17 protein-coding genes and 1 pseudogene are annotated in these 22,806 nt (G+C 43.7%); all 18 read left to right on the top strand.

Going from position 1 to position 22,806, the window contains the following annotated elements:
* Positions 1-6 precede the first annotated feature (6 nt).
* The gene (gene cobA / locus BLV86_RS12230; RefSeq protein WP_090817792.1) at positions 7-2,313 is read left to right on the top strand and encodes a uroporphyrinogen-III C-methyltransferase; all 2,307 of its coding nucleotides are present in this window, start codon (positions 7-9) and stop codon (positions 2,311-2,313) included.
* A gap of 116 nt (positions 2,314-2,429) precedes the next feature.
* The gene (gene nirJ2 / locus BLV86_RS12225; RefSeq protein WP_090817789.1) at positions 2,430-3,440 is read left to right on the top strand and encodes a putative heme d1 biosynthesis radical SAM protein NirJ2; all 1,011 of its coding nucleotides are present in this window, start codon (positions 2,430-2,432) and stop codon (positions 3,438-3,440) included.
* On the top strand, positions 3,433-4,614 hold the full coding sequence (locus BLV86_RS12220; protein WP_031547847.1) for a radical SAM/SPASM domain-containing protein: 1,182 nt from the start codon (positions 3,433-3,435) through the stop codon (positions 4,612-4,614). The genes nirJ2 and BLV86_RS12220 overlap by 8 nt, the downstream gene beginning before the upstream one ends.
* A 117-nt stretch (positions 4,615-4,731) precedes the next feature.
* Positions 4,732-5,814, top strand: a complete 1,083-nt coding sequence (gene ahbA, locus BLV86_RS12215; RefSeq protein ID WP_029201291.1) for a siroheme decarboxylase subunit alpha — start codon at positions 4,732-4,734, stop codon at positions 5,812-5,814.
* Positions 5,815-5,848: 34 nt separating this feature from the next.
* Positions 5,849-6,448: a precorrin-2 dehydrogenase/sirohydrochlorin ferrochelatase family protein gene (locus tag BLV86_RS12210; protein ID WP_081827994.1), complete on the top strand. Its 600-nt coding sequence runs from the start codon at positions 5,849-5,851 to the stop codon at positions 6,446-6,448.
* A 244-nt stretch (positions 6,449-6,692) separates the two neighbouring features.
* Complete coding sequence (locus BLV86_RS12205; protein WP_090817785.1) at positions 6,693-7,952, top strand: ammonia-forming cytochrome c nitrite reductase subunit c552; 1,260 nt, start codon at positions 6,693-6,695, stop codon at positions 7,950-7,952.
* A 203-nt stretch (positions 7,953-8,155) separates the two neighbouring features.
* Complete coding sequence (locus BLV86_RS12200; RefSeq protein ID WP_175456538.1) at positions 8,156-9,484, top strand: cytochrome c biogenesis ResB family protein; 1,329 nt, start codon at positions 8,156-8,158, stop codon at positions 9,482-9,484.
* On the top strand, positions 9,474-10,304 hold the full coding sequence (gene ccsB, locus BLV86_RS12195; protein WP_029201294.1) for a c-type cytochrome biogenesis protein CcsB: 831 nt from the start codon (positions 9,474-9,476) through the stop codon (positions 10,302-10,304). Before BLV86_RS12200 ends, ccsB begins: the two co-directional genes overlap by 11 nt.
* 188 nt (positions 10,305-10,492) lie before the next feature.
* A complete protein-coding gene (gene fumC, locus BLV86_RS12190; protein ID WP_090817779.1) occupies positions 10,493-11,857 on the top strand; it encodes a class II fumarate hydratase in 1,365 nt (454 codons plus the stop codon).
* Between the two features lie 73 nt (positions 11,858-11,930).
* Positions 11,931-13,103, top strand: coding sequence for an NAD(P)-dependent malic enzyme (locus tag BLV86_RS12185; protein ID WP_090817776.1), 1,173 nt, complete (start codon positions 11,931-11,933; stop codon positions 13,101-13,103).
* A gap of 119 nt (positions 13,104-13,222) precedes the next feature.
* A complete protein-coding gene (locus tag BLV86_RS12180) occupies positions 13,223-13,618 on the top strand; it encodes a hypothetical protein (RefSeq protein ID WP_090817773.1) in 396 nt (131 codons plus the stop codon).
* Between the two features lie 227 nt (positions 13,619-13,845).
* Positions 13,846-15,000 carry a BMP family lipoprotein gene (locus tag BLV86_RS12175; protein WP_090817770.1) on the top strand — a complete coding sequence of 385 codons (1,155 nt, stop codon included), beginning with the start codon at positions 13,846-13,848 and terminating at the stop codon, positions 14,998-15,000.
* A 156-nt stretch (positions 15,001-15,156) separates the two neighbouring features.
* Complete coding sequence (locus BLV86_RS12170; protein WP_090817767.1) at positions 15,157-16,704, top strand: ABC transporter ATP-binding protein; 1,548 nt, start codon at positions 15,157-15,159, stop codon at positions 16,702-16,704.
* Entirely contained in the window at positions 16,701-17,828 is a 1,128-nt protein-coding gene (locus BLV86_RS12165) for an ABC transporter permease (RefSeq protein WP_090817764.1), read from the top strand. Before BLV86_RS12170 ends, BLV86_RS12165 begins: the two co-directional genes overlap by 4 nt.
* Positions 17,825-18,787, top strand: coding sequence for an ABC transporter permease (locus BLV86_RS12160; protein ID WP_242873300.1), 963 nt, complete (start codon positions 17,825-17,827; stop codon positions 18,785-18,787). The genes BLV86_RS12165 and BLV86_RS12160 overlap by 4 nt, the downstream gene beginning before the upstream one ends.
* Positions 18,788-18,843: 56 nt before the next feature.
* A complete protein-coding gene (locus BLV86_RS12155; protein ID WP_175456537.1) occupies positions 18,844-20,346 on the top strand; it encodes an ABC transporter substrate-binding protein in 1,503 nt (500 codons plus the stop codon).
* A 1-nt stretch (position 20,347) separates the two neighbouring features.
* A complete protein-coding gene (locus tag BLV86_RS12150; protein ID WP_090817759.1) occupies positions 20,348-22,468 on the top strand; it encodes an ABC transporter ATP-binding protein in 2,121 nt (706 codons plus the stop codon).
* Between the two features lie 130 nt (positions 22,469-22,598).
* Positions 22,599-22,806 (top strand): annotated as a pseudogene (locus tag BLV86_RS12145) (IS5/IS1182 family transposase); the annotation flags it as partial.

Genomic DNA, 22,806 nt, shown 5'->3' with positions numbered 1-22,806 from the left:
GACATTATGAAAAAACTGATCATTGCGACAAGAGGAAGCAAGCTTGCCCTGGCTCAGACAGACATAGTTTGTGAGCTTCTTAAGAAACAAAATATAGATTATGAGATCAAGGTGGTTCACTCCAAAGGGGATCATAATCAGAAGGATGCATTATCCAAAATAGGCGGGAATGGGCTTTTCATTCGTTCTCTTGAGACGGAACTTATAGAGGGTAATGCTGACATTGCTGTTCACAGCGCAAAGGATCTTCCCTACGATCTGGAAGAGGGGCTAGTGATAGGCGGCGTGCCAAAGAGAGGTGAAGCAAGGGATTGCCTTGTGACTCTAAAGGGCGCGGAACCTGAACAACCTATGGTCATAGGCACCGGAAGCCCCAGAAGGATAAGTGAATTAAAACAACTTTATCCCGAGGCGGTTTTTGAAAACCTTCGTGGTAATGTTGACACGAGACTCAGAAAATTAAGTGAGGGTCAGTACACGGCCATAGTTGTTGCGGCAGCAGCGCTGGACAGACTAGATCTGGATCTACAGGAATATGACATTAGAAGGCTTGATATCAGGGAGTGCATCCCTGCCGTTTGCCAGGGGATGATTGCCGTTGAATGTAGGGAAAAGGATAAAGAGATCGTGGAGCTTCTTGACAGAATATCAGATCCGGTAACGAAGCTTCGATTCGGGATAGAAAGATATCTTTTCAGCAGAATGAAAGCAGATTGCACTCTTCCTATAGGAGCACATGCTGAAATAAACGGAAAAGAGGTACGTATTTCCGCAATGTTCAGGGGCAGAAGATGTGAGCGGACATGTAAGGTTAAGGACCATATGATCATCTGTGAGGATATGGCAAAGGAATTAACCGGAAACTGTACGGGAAAAGTTACTCTGGTGGGAGCAGGCTGCGGTGAAGGACTTATAACCTTGAAGGGGCTTGAAGCTATAAGTGAGGCTGATGTCGTAGTCTACGATGATCTTCTGGCCGGGGAAGTTCTTTCCCGGATACCACAGAAAGCAAAACGAATATATGTTGGGAAAAGATCGGAAAAGCACAGTCTTCCTCAGGAGGAGATAAACCGCATACTGATCCGGGAAGCGCAGGAAGGAAATAATGTTGTCCGCCTTAAGGGTGGGGACAGTTTCGTTTTCGGAAGAGGCGGCGAGGAGATCCTTGCCCTCATGGAAGAAAACATCCGCCATGAGGTCATTCCCGGTGTGACATCCTGTGTTGCTGTTCCTGAAAGATTCGGAATTCCTGTCACCCATCGGGGCGTTGCCAGATCCTTTACTGTGGTCACCGGCCATACAATGGAAGATGGCGAAATAAAGGTGGCTTGGAAGAATCTTGCAAAAAATCCCGGCACACTTGTATTTCTTATGGGGATAAAGAATCTGAGAGAGATATGCGGGAAACTGATTGAGTTTGGAAAGCCGGAGGATACTCCGGTAAGCGTATTGGCCAAAGCATACAGCAGTGAGGAGCAGCGTCTGGACGGTAAGCTTTCTGATATAGCGGATGTGTGCGAGGGAAAGGCATTGACCCCGGGGATCATAGTTATAGGTCCGGTTGCGGGAATGGATCTAAGGTCTGATGCAGAAAAAAAGACAATTACAGTTACCGGTACTGAAAGATTTGTGAATATCCAGTGTAAGGCACTTGAGAATCTTGAAGCAAAGCTTGTTCCCATGACCACAATGGAAGTCAGGTTTTTATTTGATAAGATGCCAAAAAACTTCGAAGACTACAGTTGGATAGTTTTCACCAGCAGAAACGGGATCGAGGCATTCTTCTCATATCTAATGGAAAGTCAGATAGATCTGCGTTCAATCATGAAGCTGAAATTCGCCTGCATTGGTTCAGGGACGGTTGAAGACCTTCGGGCCCATGGATTCCACACGGATTTTGTACCGTCGGAATATACTGCGGAGGTGCTTGGCCGTGAGCTTGCGGAGCATCTCGGAAAGAATGATCGATGCCTTCTTCTGAGAGCGGAGATAAGTTCAGAGGCTCTTTCGGAGGAACTTGAAAAGGGCGGAATAGATTTTGAAGATGTACCGATATACAGAACACTGATATCTGATGAGCTTGCCGGAGATATTAAAAAGAAAGTGGATTCTGATTACGTGATATTTGGAAGCGGAAGAGGTGTTGAAGCATTTTTTACTTTTTGTTCACTTTCGGATGGAACTGTGCCGGTTTGTATAGGGCCAAGCACTGCGAAAAAACTTAAGGAACACTATGACGGAGACTTCCTGATGGCAGGGGAATATACTGCAGGGGGAATAAGTGAAGTCATATTGAAAGATATGAAACATTAGCCATGCAGACCGAAAGAAGTGTGTCAAAACTTCACGGTGAAATATACACTTGTTGAAGAGCCGATCAGAATTTTATCTTAGTGAAATATGATAAGCGGCTCAAGAAGGAGATTAACGTGATCGTTTCATGGATGACAACCAATAGTTGTAATCTTAAATGTAAGCATTGTTATCAGGATGCCGGTGACAAAAAGGCTGAAGAGCTGACAACCGATGAGGCTAAGAAGCTCATTGACGGAATACAAAGAGCCGGTTTCAGGATAATGATATTCAGCGGCGGGGAAGCTTTGACCAGGCCGGATATATTTGAGCTTGTGGGCTATGCTAAGGAAAAGGGACTTCGTCCGGTATTCGGTACTAACGGCACACTGCTTACGGAAGGTGTGGTTGAAAAACTAAAGAATGCCGGAGCCGGTGCAATGGGCATAAGCCTTGATAGCCTTGATCCCAAAAAACATAATGAATTTCGTGGGAATGACAGAGCCTATGAAAAAACCATGGAGGGTATAGAGAACTGTAGGAAGCTTGGTCTTCCGTTCCAGCTTCATGTAACAGTTATGGACTGGAACAGGGACGAGATACTCGACATCATTGATTTTGGTGTGAAGGTTGGAGCTATCGCAGTTTACATCTTTTTCCTTATTCCTGTTGGAAGAGGAAAAATGATAGAGGACCATCAGGTGCAGGTGGAAGCTTACGAGCAGCTGCTTAAGGATATCATGCTAAAGCAGAATGAGGTTCCCATAACCATAAAGCCGACCTGTGCACCGCAGTTTATGAGAGTCGCAAAGCAACTGGATGTAAAGGTAAGTCCGAGATTTTCCAGGGGCTGTCTTGCGGGACTCACCTACTGCATCGTAAGTCCGGTGGGGAAGGTGCGTCCATGCGCGTACATGCTTGAGGAGGCCGGAGACATTAGAGAAAAAGAATTTGATTATATCTGGAAAAACAGCGACCTATTCAGGAAACTGAGAACCAAGGATTACAAGGGAAGCTGTGAAAACTGTGGATACAAAGATTCCTGCGGTGGCTGCAGAGCCAGAGCCGCATACTACAACAACGGAGACATCCTTGCGGAGGATCCTTACTGTGCCTACGGAAGGATAAAGGAGAAGTCCAATGCTTAGTCTTACCAGGATGCTGACTGACGGTACTTATTTTGGCGATGAGCTTCGCTATAAAAAGGGGGCTGCCGAACAACGTAACGGAGTTTCAGAGGGCAAAGGTCCGGTGGTGGTCTGGAATTATACCAGAAGCTGTAATCTAAAATGCAGACACTGCTATGCGGGTTCGGAAAACAAAAAATATGAAGGAGAGCTTACTACGGAACAGGCTCTCAAGGTTATAGATGACCTTGCGGATTTTCATGTACCGGTGATCCTTTTTTCGGGAGGAGAACCTTTATCAAGAATAGATTTTTTTACTCTTGCGGAGCATGCCGCAAAGAGAGGCATCAGGCCGACACTTTCGACCAATGGCACGCTTATCGATCGGGAAACTGCGCAGAAGATAAAAGACATCGGAGTCGGATATGTAGGCATCAGCCTGGATGGACTTGAGAAGACCAATGATTTCTTCAGGGGAGTTGACGGCGCGTATAAAAGGGCCATGGAGGGCATCAGAAACTGTCGGGCCGTCGGGCAGCGTGTCGGACTAAGATTCACTATAAATAAAGAGAATTACAGTGAAGTCGGGGATGTGCTTGACGTTTTGGAGAAAGAGGATGTTGACCGTATCTGTTTCTATCATCTCGTATATTCCGGCAGAGGGTCGGCTATACGTGATGAGGATCTGACTGCTGAAGAGACCAGAGCGGTTCTTGATCTTATTTTCGAGAGGACACTGGATTTTCACAGGAGAGGTCTCAAAAAGGAAGTTCTGATGGTGGACAATCATGCTGACGGACCTTACCTTTATCTCAAGTTCAGGGATAAGGATCCGGAGCGGGCAAAGTATATCCTGTCGATGCTTAAGATGAATGGCGGCAATAGATCCGGCATGGCTTTCGGAAACATTGACTATCTAGGTAATGTTCATCCCGATCAGTTTTCGCCTCAGCATACCTTCGGTAATGTTCTGGAAAAGCCCTTTGGGGAGATTTGGACTTCAACCGAAAATCCAGTACAGGCAGGGCTTAAGGACAGACACGGGCTGTTGCCGGAAACCTGTAAAGCCTGCTGTTGGCTGAACTGCTGTAACGGCAATTTTAGAACCAGAGCGGAAGCCGTAAGCGGAGATTTCTGGGGAATGGATCCGGCTTGCTATCTGACGGCGGAGGAAAGAAAGGTTTTTACGGATTGACATATTTTCACGTATGTGTGTGATATGTAATAGGTAGAATTCAGTGAGTGAGCATAATTGATCCGAATCGTTGGGGCTGATACTGATATTTAAAAAGAATTGGTAGAGGAATTATTAATGATTTTTGATGATTCAGACAAAGCTATACTTCAACAAATCCAAAATGGTATCAGTCTGACGGAAAAGCCTTTCCTGCTGATCGCAGACAGTGTGGGATTAACGGAAGAAGCAGTCCTCGAAAGAATCAACAGTATGAAGGAGTCGGGGATCATTCGAAGGATATCAGGATTCTTTGATGCCGGGTCTCTTGGATATCAGTCTGCGCTTTGCGGAGCTGTGGTGCAGGAAGAAAACATTGAACTATACAAAGAACTTTTGGACAGGTATCCTTGTATCACTCATAACTACCTGAGAGACCATCGAATAAATGGGTGGTTTACAGTATCGACAAAAGATGAAGCAGACAGAACCCGTATTCTTTCTGAGATACGGGAAAGCGGATTAGTGGAAAAGATCTATGTCTTTAAAAAGACTAAGATGTTCAAGCTTAAGGTGTTGTTTGATCTCGATGGTAAAGAGGAGATACAAAGTGAGAGCGGGGTTACAGACCCGCAGATAAGTGTCAGAATCGATTCTGTGAAAAAGAGTGCACTTATGACCGACATCACAGGAGACTCGAATCTTACGGAGGTGGGTAAAGATGTGGGAGAACATCTTCCGAAGGTTACCCCTGAGAAAATCCGCCTGATTCGTGAGCTTCAGGAACAGTTCCCTATATGTTCAAGACCTTTTGAAGTCATAGGTGAAAAAATCGGCATGGAAGAACAGGATGTGCTCCGCATGACCGGGAAGCTTAATGAGGAAAAAAGGTTGAAGAGGATATCCGCAGCACTAAGCCATCATAAAGTCGGCTACAGTATAAACTCTATGGTGGTTTGGGATATAAGGGAAGAGGACATAGACCGGCTCCCGGATAAGCTTCTTTCCTGTCAGAATCTGTCCCACTGCTACCTAAGGGAAAAGGACCCGGATTTTGATTATAACTTTTACACCATGCTTCATGCAAAAACCGAGGATGAGTACCATGGCATAATGGATATGTTAAAGGAAAACATTCTCCATAAAAAATATGTGGAGCTAAGGACTGTAAGGGAACTGAAGAAAATCGGGATGAAGTATTTTACCGAGGGAACGATCTAAAGACATATTATTGCAGCTTAACCGGCAGCAATAGATGAAAAGATTTACGACAGGAGAGAAAACCGGAATGGCATATTTCCCTATAATGATCAATCTGGAGAACAGAGCGGTTCTCATAATCGGAGGCGGAGCAACTGCACTTCGGAAAGCAGAAACCATGTTGTCCTACGGGGCTAAAGTTTTTGTGATAGCTAAGGAATTTAAACATGAATTTCCTAAAGCTGCGGTTCTGAAAGAAAAGGAGTTTGAAGATGAGGATCTTTTGTTAAAATCAAGGGATTATTTTCTGGTGATTGTTGCCACCGGGGATGGGGAGGTCAATGCTCACATTTCCGAACTATGCAAAAAAGAACGAATACTTGTAAATGCTGTAGATGAGGAAGAAAAGTGCAGTTTTATTTTTCCGGCAATCTACCGGCAGGGAGATGTTGTGGTCTCAGCCAGCAGCAGCGGAAAAAGTCCACTCGTCACACAATACCTTAGGGATAGGATTTCAAAGTGTCTGCCTGAAAATATCGGCGAGATAAATGACGAAATGGGCAAACTCAGAAACCGGATCCGGCAGGAGATTCACAGCCAGAAGGAAAGAAAAGAAATATATAAGAAGGCCCTGGAAGAAATGCTAAAGGAATAACAGTTCAGCTTGGAAATGGTAAGCTGGCACAGGTCATAGCTTAACCGGACCAAACTTTAACGGAATGCAATAAAAATAAATTTCGGTGTCGATAGGTATGGAAAAAATCATTCCTTTGGTTTAAACTGTAAATAAGTGTAGGTATCCGCTTTTTTTGGTGCGCACAAAAATGATCGTGTTTTTTCTTGTTGAGTATTATTGATTTCTTGAAGATATAGTAGGCTTAGGAAAGTTGAGGTCTATCATGAAAAAGCTATTAAAAGATTACTGGTTGGTAGTCATGGCAGTTCCCTTTCTGTTGTTCGGGCTGATTGTAAACCTGTACAAGATGAGTATTCCGAAGCAGGAGGTTGCCAAAACTGAACAGGAGGCGGCAGCAATGACGCCGAAAGCTTCGAATCCGGACGGAGTCATTTCTGCAGATGAGTGGGCAAAGGTCTTTCCGGATATCGTTGAGTCCATCAAACTGAACAGCAAGCATGATTATCAGACTGACTATCTCGTAGAGGATCCTTATCTGGTTGAACTGTATGAGGGTTACGGTTTCGCAAAGGACTATAAGAGTGCCAGAGGCCATTACTACGATCTTGATGATGTTCATGAAACAGCAAGACCTCATGCAAAGGCCAACTGTCTTACCTGTAAGACTGTTAACTTCACCAAGCTGGTCAATGATATAGGTGTTGATGCTTATACCAAGGATTTTGAAGAGGTTTTTGCCTCCCTGAATGAAGGCATCAGCTGCTATAACTGTCATGGTAATAACGAAGCCATGGGACAGCTTACAGTGACCCATCAGTATATGGCAGACGCGCTTGGTGATAATGTTGGCTCCATCCATGCAGCGAATGTTGCCTGCGGTCAGTGCCATACAGAATACTATTTCAAGCCGGAGATCCTTGAATGTACAGTTCCTTACAGCAGTCTCGATACCATGGGACCTGAACCGGAGCTTAAGTACTATAAGGAAATCGGCTTCACCGACTGGACACAGGAATCTACAGGCGCCAAGATGCTCAAGGCTCAGCATCCCGAATTCGAGACATTCCTTTTAGGAAAGCATGGAAAGATGCTTAGCTGTGCTGACTGTCATATGGAAACAGTTACAAGAGCTGATGGAAGTACCTATAAATCACATGAGCTTGTTAGTCCATTGGAGAGTAAGACCCTTCTTGAGAGTTGTGCTCAGTGCCATGGAAGTACAGATATGGTTGAATTCGTTCACGGCATCCAGGAGAAGGTTCATGCCCGTGAGGATGAGGTCGGGGACAAGCTTGTAGAGCTTAAGAAGGCTCTCGTTGAAGCAAATCAGAGCGGCAAGTGGACAGAGGATGAATTAAACGAAGTTCGTGAGATTTACAGTGATGCCGAGTGGTACTTTGACTGGGATTACGTTGAGAATGCAGAGGGCGCACACAACAGTGAGCTTGCTTATAAGTGTCTGGATACCTCAGAGGAAATGATTAATCAGGCAATGGAGAAGATACAGGCTCACAAGGTATGATGGATTTCCAAGAGAAATGCTTATAGCGCCTTATTGATAGACTTAAACTAATATTCAGTGCATATCTAAAGAGAGGAGGATTTTTCCTCCTCTCTTATTGTATAATTAGAGCATAAGTCTTGCATCAGGCTACATTGCATTCTGATAGTTCGTAAGCGAAGCAATGCGTAGGACTTATGTATGCAAAAATTTGGGGATGGGATATGAACGGTTTTAAAAAATTCTACAAATTCATTTCGTCCATGAAGCTTGCCCTGGTCTTACTGGGACTTTTGATCATCGGATGTGTCATAGGTTCTGTGATACCACAAGGTCAGATCATGAAGTTATACCAGCAGCAATATGGCGACAGAACAGCGGGGCTGATAATGGCACTGAGTCTTGACGATGTTTTTCACAGCTGGTGGTTCGTGGCATTTACTGTCATCCTGTGCCTCAATCTCTTTACCTGCTCCATATTAAGGACACCGGCACTTATAAAAAGGTGGAAGAGCTTCGGAGATCTTCCGGATGAAAACAGCATTTCAAACAATGTCTCAGTAGAGAGCAGTCCGCACTATATCGGAAGACTTTCAAAAGACCCGGAGGCATTTCTGAAAAGTCTGGGTTTTTCGAGGCAATCCGGAACAAAGCAATCCGAAACAAAGCAAACCGAAACAAAGCAGAGTTATATAGTTGGAGTCAGACATAAGGCAGGACTTTTAGGCCCGCTTATCACTCACATAGGAGTGCTTCTTTTGATACTGGGTTTTTCTTTTGGGCAGATGACTAAAGTGGAGTATACCGTTTATGGCCTACCGGGAGATGCAAAACAGATTGGAGATACGGATTATATTCTTCAGATTGATGATTTTAACATCGGTCTGAGAGCTGATGATACGGTGGAACAGTACACCTCGGATATCACAGTTCGAAATGCAGCAACGGGTGCAAAGGAAAGTGCCAGTGTTTCTGTCAATGCTCCTGCATCATTGTTTGGAATGAAGTTCTTTCAGAATTCCACTGGATGGGCTGCAGACATGCACATACTTGAAAACGGCGAGCTTCTCCAGGAAGAAGCGGTAGAAGCAGGGAATTATGTGACTGTATCTGATAAAACGGATCTGCAGATCGGATTCATGGCATTTTATCCCGATTATCATTACGACAGAGAAAAGGGTCCCTTGACCCTGAGCTCCAAACTCAATAATCCTGCTTATCTGTATATTGTTTATTTCCAGGGTTCGGTACTTGGGATGAACACACTTATGGAAGGTGAAGAGCTGACCATAGACGAATATACCGTGACATTTGACAACCCGAGAAACTATACGCTTATCCAGATCAAAAAGGACAGTTTCACTTATTTTGTACTTTTGGGTGGTGTGGTTCTTCTTTTGGGATTATTCCTTTCTCTGTATGTTCAGCCGGAGAAAATATGGTTGAAACAGGAGGGTGATGGATATTTGGTCTTTGGAAGCGGCGGTAAGAGCGGAATTCTTTTTGCTGACAGAGTTAAGGCGAAGTTGAAAGGAAATAACTATGAAAAGTGAAACACTTTTTAATTTAGAAAACAACTTGTTTACGGTGGCCATGCTTTTATATTTTGTCAGCATGATCCTCTTTTTTGTTTTCTTTGTGTTCAAAAACCTTAAGGTCACAAAGTTAGGAAACGGAACTTTGATTACAGGCTTCCTTCTCCATACTGTTGTGATGCTTATAAGAGGTATAAATGCAGGAAGACTTCCCCTCACCAACCAGTATGAGTTTGCGTCTGCATTTGCCTGGGGTTTATGCTTTGTGTCCATCATTTTTATATACAAATACAAGTTTCAGGCATTGGCTACCTTCTCCGTTCCTGTGATATTTCTGATGATAGGTTATGCCGCAATGCAGAGTAAAGAGGTACATGAGCTCATGCCATCACTCAGGAGCAATTGGCTGGGATTCCACGTATCCACTGCCATCATAGCCTATGGTGCCTTTGGAGTTTCCTTTGCCATTTCTATCATGTATCTTCTTCGTACAAGATCAGTTGCCAATGCTTTTTTTGAGCAACACGTGCCCTCCGGTGAGAAGCTTGACCTCATAAGCTACAGAGCTGTAAGTCTAGGCGTTTTATTCCTTAGTTTCTGCATGATCTCCGGAGCTATCTGGGCAGAAAATGCCTGGGGAAGCTACTGGTCCTGGGATCCGAAGGAAACCTGGTCTTTGGTTACCTGGTTTATCTATTTTATCTATCTTCATCTGAGACTCAGAAGCGGATGGAAAGAGAAACGGGCTGCCTGGTTTTCCATCATAGGCTTTATATGCGTAATATTTACATATATCGGTGTGAATACCCTGCTTCCGGGAGTACACAGCTACGCCTAGAGCATAACCCACTGGGGACGGTTCTTATCGTGCAGGTTCTCTGCAGAAAGCTACCCACAAAATGATTAGATGTCGACTTTGACGCTCACATCATGTTATGATGTGAGTGTTGTTTTTCGGGATTTGACTATGGAACACAAAATCAGATTTCGAATTTCGCATGGAAGTAAAAAAATGAGGTGGCAAATATGGAATACAGGATCGAGCATGACACAATGGGAGAAGTAAAGGTTCCGGCGGATCATTTCTGGGGAGCCCAGACTGAGCGTTCTCTTGAGAACTTCCGTATAGGTACAGAAACTATACCGAGAGAGGTTATTTTTGCATTTGCAGTGCTTAAGTCTGCGGCAGCAGGTGCTAATCTGAAGCTTGGAAAGCTTGCTAAGGATAAAGCGGAAGCTATCATAGGAGCCTGCGAAGATATCATGGATAACAAATATCCGGAGGAGTTTCCACTTAAGGTATGGCAGACAGGTTCCGGCACCCAGTCCAACATGAACATGAATGAAGTCATAGCCCATGTTGCGGTGCATGATCATCCGGAGGTAAGCATTCATCCAAATGACCATGTAAATATGTCCCAGTCTTCCAATGACACTTTCCCCACCGCCATGAACATGGCTGCAGTTATCGCCATACACGAGAATCTGATTCCGGCTGTGGACACGCTTATAGAAACCTTCAAGCGTCTTGAAAAGGAAAATGAAGACATCATTAAGATCGGCCGCACACATCTTCAGGATGCGGTACCCCTCAGGTTCAGCCAGGAAATTTCAGGCTGGAGAGGAATGCTTGAGGAGTCAAAGTCTCAGATCCTAGAGGCTTCAGCACATCTCAGAAAGCTTGCCATAGGCGGAACTGCCGTAGGAACAGGTCTTAACTGTCCCGAGGGTTTTGACAGGATATGCTGTGAAGAGATTTCATCTATAACCGGACAGGAATTCAAGCCAAGCGAGAACAAGTTCCATGCACTAACTTCAAAGGACGGATATGTTTACGTAAGCGGTGCTTTAAAGGGACTTGCCGCAAATCTTATGAAGATCGCCAATGATGTAAGATGGCTTGCCAACGGACCCCGCTGCGGTCTCGGTGAGATAAGCATACCTGAGAACGAGCCGGGAAGCTCCATCATGCCGGGCAAGGTTAACCCTACACAGTGTGAGGCCATGACCATGGTTGCCATCCAGGTTATGGGCAATGATGCCACCATAGGCATCGGTGCATCCCAGGGTAACTTCGAGCTTAATGTCTTCATGCCGGTGCTCGCCTATAACATGATGCAGTCCATCAGGCTCCTTGCAGATGGTATAGTTTCTTTTGACAAGAACTGTGCGTCAGGCATAAAGGCAAAGAAAGACAAAATGGAGGAGAATCTCAAAAATTCCCTTATGCTTGTAACCTGCTTAAGCCCTGTGATCGGCTATGAGAATGCAGCAAAATGCGCACATAAGGCATTTGAAGAGAATACAACACTTCGTGAAGCTGTTCTTTCTATCGGTTTCTTAACCGGAGAGCAATATGACGAAACGGTTAGGCCGGAGAAGATGGTTTGAAAATAATAGCCGGGAAGGCATGGTCTCAAGTTAATGCAGACTATTCTAATACAAAATAAAAGGAGAAAAAATTATGGATTACGCAAAGGTATCATTGGAGAAGCATTATGAGTGGAAGGGCAAGATAGAGGTTGTTTCAAGAGCGGCAGTTGATTCTTCCGAAGCACTATCTATCGCATATACACCGGGCGTTGCTCAGCCTTGTCTTGAGATCCAGAAGGATGTTAACAAGTCTTATGAGCTTACCAGAAGATGGAACACAGTTGCCGTTGTAACAGACGGAACCGCAGTTCTGGGTCTTGGCGACATCGGACCTGAAGCAGGTATGCCGGTTATGGAAGGAAAGTGTGTACTTTTCAAAGCGTTCGGCGATGTGGATGCTATTCCTCTCTGCGTTCGTTCCAAGGATCCTGATGAGATCGTTCATACAATAGAGATGCTTCTCGGTTCCTTCGGCGGAATCAACCTTGAGGATATTTCCGCTCCGAGATGTTTCGAGATCGAGAAGAAGCTTAAGGAAGTTTCCGATATTCCTATATTCCATGATGATCAGCACGGAACAGCAGTTATCACTCTTGCAGGTCTTATGAATGCACTTAAGGTAGTAGGAAAGAAGATCGAGGATATCAAGATCGTAACTTCCGGTGCAGGTGCTGCCGGAATCGCCATCATTAAGCTTCTTATGGCTATGGGACTCAAGAACGTTATCATGACAGACCGTAAGGGTGCCATCTATGAGGGAAGAGAAGACCTCAATCCTATCAAGCAGGAGATGGCAAAGATCACAAACTTTAACCACGAGAAGGGAACCCTTGCAGAGGTTATCAAGGGAGCTGATTGCTTCATCGGCGTATCCGCACCTGGAACACTCACAAAGGAAATGGTCCGCACCATGGCTAAGGATCCTATCATCTTTGCATGTGCCAACCCTACACCGGAGATCTTCCCTGATGAGGCAAAGGAAGCCGGCGCAGCAGTAGTTTCAACCGGACGTTCAGACTTCCCTAACCAGATCAACAACGTTCTCTGCTTCCCGGGAATCTTCCGTGGAGCCCTGGATGTTCGCGCATCTGACATCAACGATGAGATGAAGATCGCAGCCGCAAAGGCTATCGCAAGCCTTGTATCCGATGAGGAGCTCAATGCTGACTACATCCTTCCGAAGGCATTTGACCCACGTGTAAAGGATGCCGTAGCCAAGGCAACAGCAGAGGCTGCAAGAAAGTCAGGAGTGGCAAGAATCTAAAGTTACATATTCAATAATTTAAGCTTATGCGGTCCCGGCTGTTGCCGGGGCCTTTTTTTTGCAAAGTCATTATACAAGTACTGATTGACGCCGACTAAACCATATAGAGGAGTGCTGAAATGGAAATTAAGCAGAATTTAAGACAGATAAATATCGATGGTGCTCCAAAGATTGGTGAAGGTGCCCACGGTGAGGTTTACCGGATTGCGGAGGATACCATCGTAAAAGTATATCGTCCCTTCGTGCTCATGGAGGACATCCGGAAGGAGAAGGAACTGGCAAGATGGGCCTTTGTAAAAGGCGTACCCACGGCGATTTCCTATGACATTGTCAGGGTGGGCGACAGCTATGGCGTTGTCTACGAGCTTCTGGATGCCTGTTCTGCTGCGGACTATGTAAACGAATCCCCTGAAAATCTTGAGGACTTTGGAAATATATATGGAAGGGTCAGATCCTGCTACCGTAAAAGAAACAGCAGAGAGAGCCAGGATATTTGGATGCATCAGAATCCTTGATTACATTGACAGACATAAGGATGCTCCGGACAGGGAAAAATGCATTAAAACCTGTATCAGGGACATAGAGGAGCTATGTAAATGAATTTGATATAAAGACTTAGGAATACGATTGGTTTGCAGTGGAGAACCTTATCAGGGATATTCAAAATGGTAGTATTTTTTGGTCATACAGAGTATAATTTTCTTGTATCCCCTTATTAATAATATAAAGAAAGTGATGTGCTATGAAAAAAAGAATTATTTCAGTATTTTTGAGTATTGTAATGGCAGCAGCTCTTACAGGCTGCGGTGGAGGTGCAAAACCGGCTAATGATAACGTAAACAAAACAGAGGGAACAGGACTTAAGATCGCGATAGTAACTTCTCCGACCGGTGTAGACGATGGTTCATTTCACCAGGAAAACTACAATGGAATCCTTAGTTTTATTGATGCACATCCCGGTTCAACGGTAACCCCGGTTCAGGAAAAGTCAGGAGCTATAGATGCTGCTGTAAAAGCTGTTGGAGATATTGTCGTGGATTATGATGTAATGGTATGCGACGGTTACCAGTTCGCGGGAATCGGCGAGATTGCTGCAGACAATCCCGATAAAAAATTCATTCTGGTCGATACTTTTCCTTCAGATGCGGATGGAAAGGAAGTCGAGCTTGATAATGTTTATGCCATGACATTTAAGGAGCAGGAAGCAGGCTTCCTTGCAGGAATGGCTGCGGCATTATCTACCGTTACCAAGAAGGTTGCAGTTGTAAATGGAATAGCAGTTTCGTCAAACGTAAATTATCAGTATGGATTTATGTGCGGAGTTAATTATGCAAATAAGCATTATGGAACAGATGTTGAGATAGTTGAACTGGCTTCATATGCAGGTACCGATATGACAGGGGCTAATGTAGGCGGTAACTACGTAGGTTCTTTCGGCGATCCTGCAAATGGCAAGGTTGTTGGCGATGCCCTTATCAAAGAAGGCTGTGATATCATATTCGTTGCTGCAGGAGGTTCAGGAACAGGAGTTCTCACAGCCATTAAAGAAAGCTCTGCAAAGGATTATATGATAGGCTGTGATACTGACCAGTATGATGATGGTGTGAATGGCAATGATAATGTAATTCTCACTTCGGCTCTTAAAGTAATGGGAGTTAATGACAAGAGGGTTCTTGAGACAATTTCGGACGGTTCCTTCAAAGGCGGTAATTACATCCTTGGCGCAGATACGGATTCTGTAGGATACGTAAGTGACTCCTCCAGATGTCAGCTTTCGGCCGATACCATTGAGAAGATAAATAAAGCTTATGAACTCATTAAAAACGGAACCATCGTTCCCGCCGATAATTTTAATGGTATGACTCCTGACAATTTCACAGGACTGGATGCTGAGTAACCGGACAGATGGGGCTCCCACAGGTCGTCGTTCTGCAAAGCAGACATCTGCCTTTCGGTTAGACTGATAAACCAATAGGGCCGATGATATCGGACGCTGACAAAATAGTCCGCGTCCGATTTTTCATTACAGCTACTGATATAGGAGTGAAGTTTTATGGATTCCGAATATATAATTGAGATGAAACATATAACAAAACGTTTTCCCGGACTCGTTGCAAATGACGATGTATCCATAAGCATTAAAAAAGGGGAGATATATGCTCTTCTGGGAGAAAACGGAGCCGGCAAATCTACACTCATGAGTGTTCTGTTTGGTATGTACGAACCTGATGAGGGGGAGATATTTATACGCGGTGAAAAAGTCAATATAGTTTCTCCGCGTCACGCAACAAAGCTTGGTATAGGCATGGTACATCAGCATTTCAGACTTGTATCAAACTATACCGTTGCAGAGAATATCATCCTTGGAGCCGAACCTCAGGATAAGCTTATGGGCTTCATTCCCCATGTGAATATTAAAAAAGCAAATCAGGACATAGCAGAGCTTTCTGATAAATATGGGCTTAAGGTTAATCCGACGGCAGTTATCAGTGATCTTAATGTTTCTACCCAGCAGAGGGTGGAGATTCTCAAGATGCTGTACCGTGATGCGGAAATACTTATATTTGATGAGCCCACAGCTGTGCTTACACCTCAGGAAATAAAATTTCTTCTTGATATAATCAGAGGACTTCGTGACGGCGGAAAGACCATCATCATTATCACTCATAAGCTTGAAGAGATTAAGTCCATAGCCGACAGATGTGCCATCCTTAACAGAGGAAAGCTGATCGATGTTCTGAATGTTCCGGAAGCTTCTACCGAAGAGCTGGCAAGACTTATGGTAGGCAGAGATATTTCCTTTACTTCGGAAAAGAGCGAAGCAAAACCCGGAGAGGTAGTACTCAAGGTTGAGGGACTCACTGTATGTAACGAGGTGGGCTATGAGGCAGTCAAGGACGTTTCCTTCGAGATTCACTCGGGAGAGATATTTGCTCTGGCTGGAGTTTCCGGAAATGGTCAAAATGAACTGGCGGATGCAATAGCCGGTTTAATAAAGACAAAAAGCGGAAGAATAATCCTTAACGGAAAAGATTTAAGTTCTTATTCCATAAGAAAACGAACAGAAGAGGGTGTAGCTTATATTCCGGAGGACAGACACAATGTAGGCCTTGTTCTTGGTTTTGATCTTAAGAAAAATCTTTCACTTAAAGAGTATTATCGTCCCAAAATGTCACATAATTCACGCCTTGATTTAAAGGCCATGACAGAAAACGGAGAGAGGCTTATTAAGGATTATGACATAAGAAGCAGCAAGGGAATCAATACCATCGTCCGGACCATGTCGGGAGGCAATCAGCAGAAGGCGATCATAGCCAGAGAGCTGGAACTGCAAACCCCTCTTATCATATTCATGCAGCCCACAAGAGGTCTTGATATAGGTGCCATTTCAAACATCCATAAGCAGATGATCGCCGAAAGAGACAGAGGGGCAGCTGTACTACTCATATCACTTGAGCTGGATGAGGTAATGGATTGTGCCGATACAATCGGAGTCATATTTGACGGAAGAATAAACCGCATTGCGAAAGCTTCAGAGCTTACTATAGATGAAGTAGGAAGATTTATGATGGGTGTTGGGAATCGAGGTGAGAGCGCATGAAAAAAATACTTATAAAGCTTCTTGGCGGAGAGAAGCTGCAAATGGTCAGAATATCCCTGTTTTCAATCATCATAAGTCTTTTTGTTGGAGCAATAATATTCATAGCCATGGGAAAGAATCCATTTTCAGCATATGGTAATCTGCTTCAGGGCTCAGGGCTTCTTATGAAGCAAAAGTATGCCGGACGGCAGAATATGTTTACCGATTTCATGAGTTTCCTTGACACTCTTACACCCATGATATTTGCAGCTCTGGCTGTGGCTGTTGCCCTAAAAGCCGGACTGTTTAATATCGGTGTTTCCGGAATGATGCTGACAGCAGGATTCATCGCAACTTTAACTGTTGGATATTCCTCACTTCCTGCCTTCCTGGCTAAACCACTGGTGCTTATAATAGGTGCGGTTTCCGGTGCGCTGGTAGGAGCTCTGATAGGATGGCTTAAGTACAGGTTTAATATAAATGAAGTGGTTTCGTCCATTATGATAAATTATACGCTTATGTATATATTTACATTTTTCATAAACACCTTTTTCCTGGAACCGACTTCAAGACAAAGCATAGTGATTGCCGATGAAGCAAGACTTACACTTGTTAATGTCAAAGCCTTTGGTCTTAAGTTTTGTATACCCCTTGCCTTTCCCCTTGCCATTATAGTCGCAATCCTCGTCCGGTATTTGATCAACAGAACAACCACCGGATTTGAGATACAGGCTGTAGGCCTTGGGAAAAAGGCTGCAAACTATGCAGGAATCAGTATTTCAAAGAATATGATGCTTGCCATGATCATCTCCGGCGCCCTTGCCGGACTTGCCGGTGTCACCTATTTTTGTGGTTACAATGCCTCCATTCGTCCGGGAGTGGTCCCGAGCATGGGTTTCAATGCCATAGCCGTGGCACTGCTTGGATGCTGTGACCCCATAGGATGTATATTTGCATCCTTCCTGATAACCGCAATATCCAATGGATCCATATATATGAGCTCACAGCAGGGAGTCGAAATAGAAATAGCTGACCTTATAACTTCAGTGATACTGATATTTGCTGCCTGCTCGGAATTCCTCAGGATGTATATCGAAAAGATAAGCATGGAGCAAAATGACAAAAAGGATGTGAAGAGAGTATGATAGATAACATTATTATAGACGGTCTTGCTTTTGCACTTCCCATGTTCATAATGGCAATAGGCGGAATATACAGTGAAAAGAGCGGTATAACCAACCTTGCTCTGGAGGGTCTTCAGGGTTTCGGAGCTTTCTTCGGAGCCTTTACCGCAGTTCTGTTAATGCAGCAGTTCGGAGGTTCTTCCCAGGTGCCTTATTACATTTCCTTTATTGCTGCAGCATTGGGCGGCATGCTGTTTTCGCTGGTCCATGTGCTTCTCTGTATAAAGTTTAAAGCCAATCAGGTCATCAGTGGTGTAGTAGTAAATATTCTTGCGGCAGCACTTACAAGCTTCCTGACAAAGCGTTTGAATGAAAGTATATTTGGCAAGACTTCCAATAAGTTTGTCCTTGGAACAAGTATCAGGTTTTCCGTTCCCGGCATTTCCGGCATCCCGGTTATCGGAGCTTTTTTCAGAAATGTATATCCCTTTGAAGTGATCATTATAATTATTGCCGTAATTATGTGGTACGTGATGTATAAAACTCCCTTTGGAATGCATTTAAGAGCCTGCGGTGATAATCCTCATGCAGCAGATGCAGCCGGAATCGATGTTAACCGCATAAGGCTGATCTCCGTAATCATCTCCGGTGGCCTTTCTGCAATTGCAGGTATGAGCTATGCCTATTCAATAACAGCAAACTTTTCACCGGATATTTATCTTGGCTTCGGATATCTTTCCATCGCAGCCCTGATATTCGGCAACTGGTCCATACTTCCGACCCTTGAAGCCTGCCTTATATTTGGGTTTGCCAGAAGCGGAGGCCAGGCACTTATCCAGCAATTGGGCATGCCTTCAACCTACAATGATATCGTAAGGATAATTCCATACGTTGTGACACTGCTGCTCCTGGTATTCTTCAGTAAGCATAACAACAGTCCCCGTGCATTGGGAGAGATATACGACAAAGGGAAACGATAAGTTTTATGTTTAGAGATGGAATGAGATATCCGTTTAAATATGAGGAAAGACGAGCGATGACAAAAATGAAAAAATTATGTATGTCATTAGTTCTTTTGGTGATCTTTGCTGTATCAGGATGTGGAAATGCCCTGAATAATGAGGTAAGTCCGACAGATGATAGTAAAGGGCCGGGTGATGCGCCCATAGAGCTTATTTGGTGGACATATGCTCCTAACGGAACAGCACCCGATGACTCTGAGGAGGTACTAAAGGCAGCCAATGAAATATCAAAAGAAAAAATTGGTGTTACAGTAAAAATGATATATAAGTCAGAGGAACAGTTTGACCTGGATCTACAGACAGGAGAGTATTATGACATGACTTTCAGCTGTGACTGGTGCAATGATTTTGACGGCAATGCCGGCAAGGGATATTACTATGACATTACTGATATGCTTCATAAAACAGCACCGGATCTTTATAAAGCTGTTGATCCATGGTGGGAAATCGGAACACTTCATGGAAAGATATACGGCGTACCGATGCTGAAAGATCTTGGAGCAGAAGTATTCTTCCGAATGAACAGTGACTATTTTGAAAAAGAAAAAGGAATGATTCTCCCGGAGGAAATGACCTTTGCGGATCTCGAACCTTATCTCAAGCAGTGGAAGGATGATCATCCGGGTGATTATCCGTTTTACATTCCGGGTACGGGGTTGTCAGGCGCTTTCCAGGTACATGAAAGAATTGTGTCCAAGTATCTTGTAATACCATATAGTAAGGCAGGGACTCCTGATGGAACAAAAATCATCTCTGTTTTTGATGATGAGGAATACATGGGAATGCTGCGACTTCTTCATAAGTGGTATGCGCTTTCTTACATTAACCCGGATGCGGCTACAACTACAGAGGTTCCTAAGTCGATAAAGACACCGGTACGAACCGGTACAGCATGGACAGGATTCATGGGGTGGTCAGATCCGGAAGCTTACGGATTTAATGTTAAGCTCGTTCGTTTTATCGGTCCCAACATGTCCAGGGCTACCCAGCAGGGTTCGCTTATTGCAATCAATGCTGCAGCGTCTGAAAAGAATGCAGAAGCATGCCTTAAATATATGGAACTTTTGTATACAGACAGACAATTCAGAGATACTCTCGCTTATGGAATTAAGGGGAAACATTTTGAATATTATGAAGATACTGTAATACGCACTGCGGATGGAAATAAACATTATATGCAGGATGCCTATGTTACAGGTCCTGCAATAAGCGCTTCGGTAGTATCTGCTGACAAGGATAATCCTGCAGACCCGGGCCAGTGGGAGAAGGTATATGACGGTTATAAGCATGCAAGGATCAGCGATACGAAGGGATTTTCTTTTGATCCAACAAATGTAGAAGCTGAAATTGCTGCGCTTGATGCTATATGGAGTAGTTACAGCGCAGAATTGGTGACAGGAACATCAGATACAGATGAAGCGGCAGAAGAGATTACCAGGCAGATGGAAGCTGCCGGGCTTGATAAGGTCAGGGAAGAAGCACAAAGACAGCTCGATGAATATTTAAGCAGTTTATGATATGAAGAATAAATGGTCACTGGATAATAACTCCATAAACTCTCTTTTGGCGGAAATGCTTACAGAACTGGAAAAGGCAGGTGTCCCAAAGGATGACTGTCTGCGATTCAGAATTTCCCTGGAAGAAATCCTTCTGGATTATCAAAATGTGTTTTTGGAAAATGCTGCATTGACAGTTAGCCTGAAAAAGAGATCGGATATTTTTTATGTTCGGATAACACTTGAAGGAGACGAATTCAATCCGTTAAAAGAGACCGATTCTCTTGTTCTGATCAAAACCATCCATAAATGGAATTCTGCGCCTTCTTTTCAATACAAAAATACGAAAAAAGGTATCGGCAGAAATATATTGACCTATGCCTTTAAAATAAGAGGCTCATTAAGAGAGAATCTTATCTTTACCTGGAAATATACCGGGCAGAGCAAAGGATATCTCACTCTTGCCGTGGTGCTTCAGCTTGTAAGTGTGGTTTTTTTGATCATAGCACCGGTTTTGAGTGCAAAGATCATCGTCCATCTGACGGATAAAGCAGTATATCAGGTATTGTGGACAGCTCTTATACTATTTGTTGTTAATCTGGCTAATGCTGCAATAATGTCAGGCTGCAACTGGGCTTACAATGTAGTTTACAATAAAACACTGACTCTGCTTGAAGTAGAAATATCCAAAAATGTTCTTAGAATTGAGAACAGGGCAGTAGAAGAAAACGGAACAGGACTTTTTATCCAGAGGCTTACAGTTGATACTTCAAACCTTGCCACAGCCTTTAATACCTTGGCAGATAATATATCCCAAATCTGCCAGTATGTCGGAATACTGGCTGCGATGTTTATCGTCAGTCTGCCGGTTTTCCTTGCAGTTGTGATATTACTATCCTTGCAGATTGTTACGGAATTAAAACGGCAGAAGGTTTCCCATGAAAATGGGCGTATTTATAGGAATTTTGCAGAAAGATATACCGGAATTGTTGGCGAAATGGTGCGAGGCGGTAAGGATATCAAACTGGTAAACGCACAGCAGCAGTTTGAAAGTGACCTTCAGGAGAGTATCACAAATGCAAATGATTCCAGAATGAAATGGGATGCAGGAAACAGAAAGTACAAACTGTTTATTTCGTTAGTACGTGAAAGCGGAGCTCTTTTATTTGTTGCCCTTTTAGGATGCTTGCTCTCCGATGGAAAATTGGATGTTGCCACGGCACTTGTTTTATTTAATTATTATACAAGTCTTGGTACACCGGCAATTACACTTTTGGGAACAATCCTTGATTTTGTTACACAGTTTAATCTTTCCAGTGAAAGACTTCAGGATATTACGGATAACAATGTTTTCCCGAAAGAGTCATTTGGAAATATTCATAAAGAGAACCTTAAGGGTGAAATAGAATTCAGGAATGTCAGATTTTCATATAATATTGGAAAACTGAAAACCTCTACCAGATGGGTTTTAAATGATCTGAGTTTTAAGATATTACCCGGTGAAACAGTAGCGTTGGTTGGAAGAAGCGGCTCAGGAAAGACAACCATCATGAATCTTATCAGCAGACTCTATGATCCTTTCTCCGGAATGATCACTATCGATGGGACAAACATAAAAGATCTCGACAGAGATTCTCTTCGGGGAAGTATGAGTGTGGTAACTCAGTCACCTTACATATTCCAGATGAGCATACGCGAGAACCTTCGCATTGTTAAACCGGATATGACCGAAGACGAAATGAAAAGAGCTGCTAAGTTAGCTTGCATTGATGAGGAAATCGAATCCAAGCCTGAAAAATACGATACTGTAGTTGGTGAGGGCGGGATCAGTTTGTCCGGAGGACAAAGACAAAGACTTGCGATCGCAAGAGCACTTCTAAGAGAAACGAAGATTCTCTTACTTGATGAAGCAACAAGTGCCCTTGACAATGTGACACAGGACAGAATCAGGGAATCACTTGACAGGATCAAGGGACAATGTACAGTCATGATCATTGCCCATAGACTCTCGACTATCGTGAATGCGGACAGGATTCTATACTTAAAGGACGGCCAGATCATTGCCGAAGGCAAACATTCCGAGTTGATGGCCGGTTGCGCAGAATACAGAGAACTATATGAAAAAGAAGAAAAGCAGTCATAAACTAAATAGTGTATGCTCAAGAACTAAAATGCCTTGAAATTGCTGACTTTTTTGCCTATACGTGAGATAATTGATGCAAGGAATTACATCATAGTTTCTCAAAAACCTTGCACTTTTCGCGGAGAATCCCATGTATAAGAAAAATCAAAATCATCAGTTTAGTCTCGGAGATTTCAATCAGCCAATGGGTCTAAAACTTGATCCAGAGAATAAATGGATAAAAAAAGCTGCTATGATTCCCTGGGATGAAATAGAAGCTGTGTATGCAGATCTGTTTCCTTCTGATTGTGGAATGCCTGCAAAACCACTACGTATGGCACTGGGGGCTCTCCTGATTC

Source organism: Oribacterium sp. KHPX15 (assembly GCF_900107835.1).
Lineage (GTDB): Bacteria > Bacillota > Clostridia > Lachnospirales > Lachnospiraceae > Oribacterium.
This window is presented reverse-complemented; position numbering and strand designations above follow the sequence as displayed.

What these genes read in the sequence shown, in the direction of transcription:
- cobA (WP_090817792.1), top strand. Translation starts at nt 7, where the DNA reads ATGAAAAAACTGATCATTGCGACAAGAGGAAGCAAGCTTGCCCTGGCT.
- BLV86_RS12220 (WP_031547847.1), top strand. Translation starts at nt 3,433, where the DNA reads ATGCTTAGTCTTACCAGGATGCTGACTGACGGTACTTATTTTGGCGAT.
- ahbA (WP_029201291.1), top strand. Translation starts at nt 4,732, where the DNA reads ATGATTTTTGATGATTCAGACAAAGCTATACTTCAACAAATCCAAAAT.
- BLV86_RS12210 (WP_081827994.1), top strand. Translation starts at nt 5,849, where the DNA reads ATGAAAAGATTTACGACAGGAGAGAAAACCGGAATGGCATATTTCCCT.
- BLV86_RS12205 (WP_090817785.1), top strand. Translation starts at nt 6,693, where the DNA reads ATGAAAAAGCTATTAAAAGATTACTGGTTGGTAGTCATGGCAGTTCCC.
- BLV86_RS12200 (WP_175456538.1), top strand. Translation starts at nt 8,156, where the DNA reads ATGAACGGTTTTAAAAAATTCTACAAATTCATTTCGTCCATGAAGCTT.
- ccsB (WP_029201294.1), top strand. Translation starts at nt 9,474, where the DNA reads ATGAAAAGTGAAACACTTTTTAATTTAGAAAACAACTTGTTTACGGTG.
- fumC (WP_090817779.1), top strand. Translation starts at nt 10,493, where the DNA reads ATGGAATACAGGATCGAGCATGACACAATGGGAGAAGTAAAGGTTCCG.
- BLV86_RS12185 (WP_090817776.1), top strand. Translation starts at nt 11,931, where the DNA reads ATGGATTACGCAAAGGTATCATTGGAGAAGCATTATGAGTGGAAGGGC.
- BLV86_RS12180 (WP_090817773.1), top strand. Translation starts at nt 13,223, where the DNA reads ATGGAAATTAAGCAGAATTTAAGACAGATAAATATCGATGGTGCTCCA.
- BLV86_RS12175 (WP_090817770.1), top strand. Translation starts at nt 13,846, where the DNA reads ATGAAAAAAAGAATTATTTCAGTATTTTTGAGTATTGTAATGGCAGCA.
- BLV86_RS12170 (WP_090817767.1), top strand. Translation starts at nt 15,157, where the DNA reads ATGGATTCCGAATATATAATTGAGATGAAACATATAACAAAACGTTTT.
- BLV86_RS12165 (WP_090817764.1), top strand. Translation starts at nt 16,701, where the DNA reads ATGAAAAAAATACTTATAAAGCTTCTTGGCGGAGAGAAGCTGCAAATG.
- BLV86_RS12160 (WP_242873300.1), top strand. Translation starts at nt 17,825, where the DNA reads ATGATAGATAACATTATTATAGACGGTCTTGCTTTTGCACTTCCCATG.
- BLV86_RS12155 (WP_175456537.1), top strand. Translation starts at nt 18,844, where the DNA reads ATGACAAAAATGAAAAAATTATGTATGTCATTAGTTCTTTTGGTGATC.
- BLV86_RS12150 (WP_090817759.1), top strand. Translation starts at nt 20,348, where the DNA reads ATGAAGAATAAATGGTCACTGGATAATAACTCCATAAACTCTCTTTTG.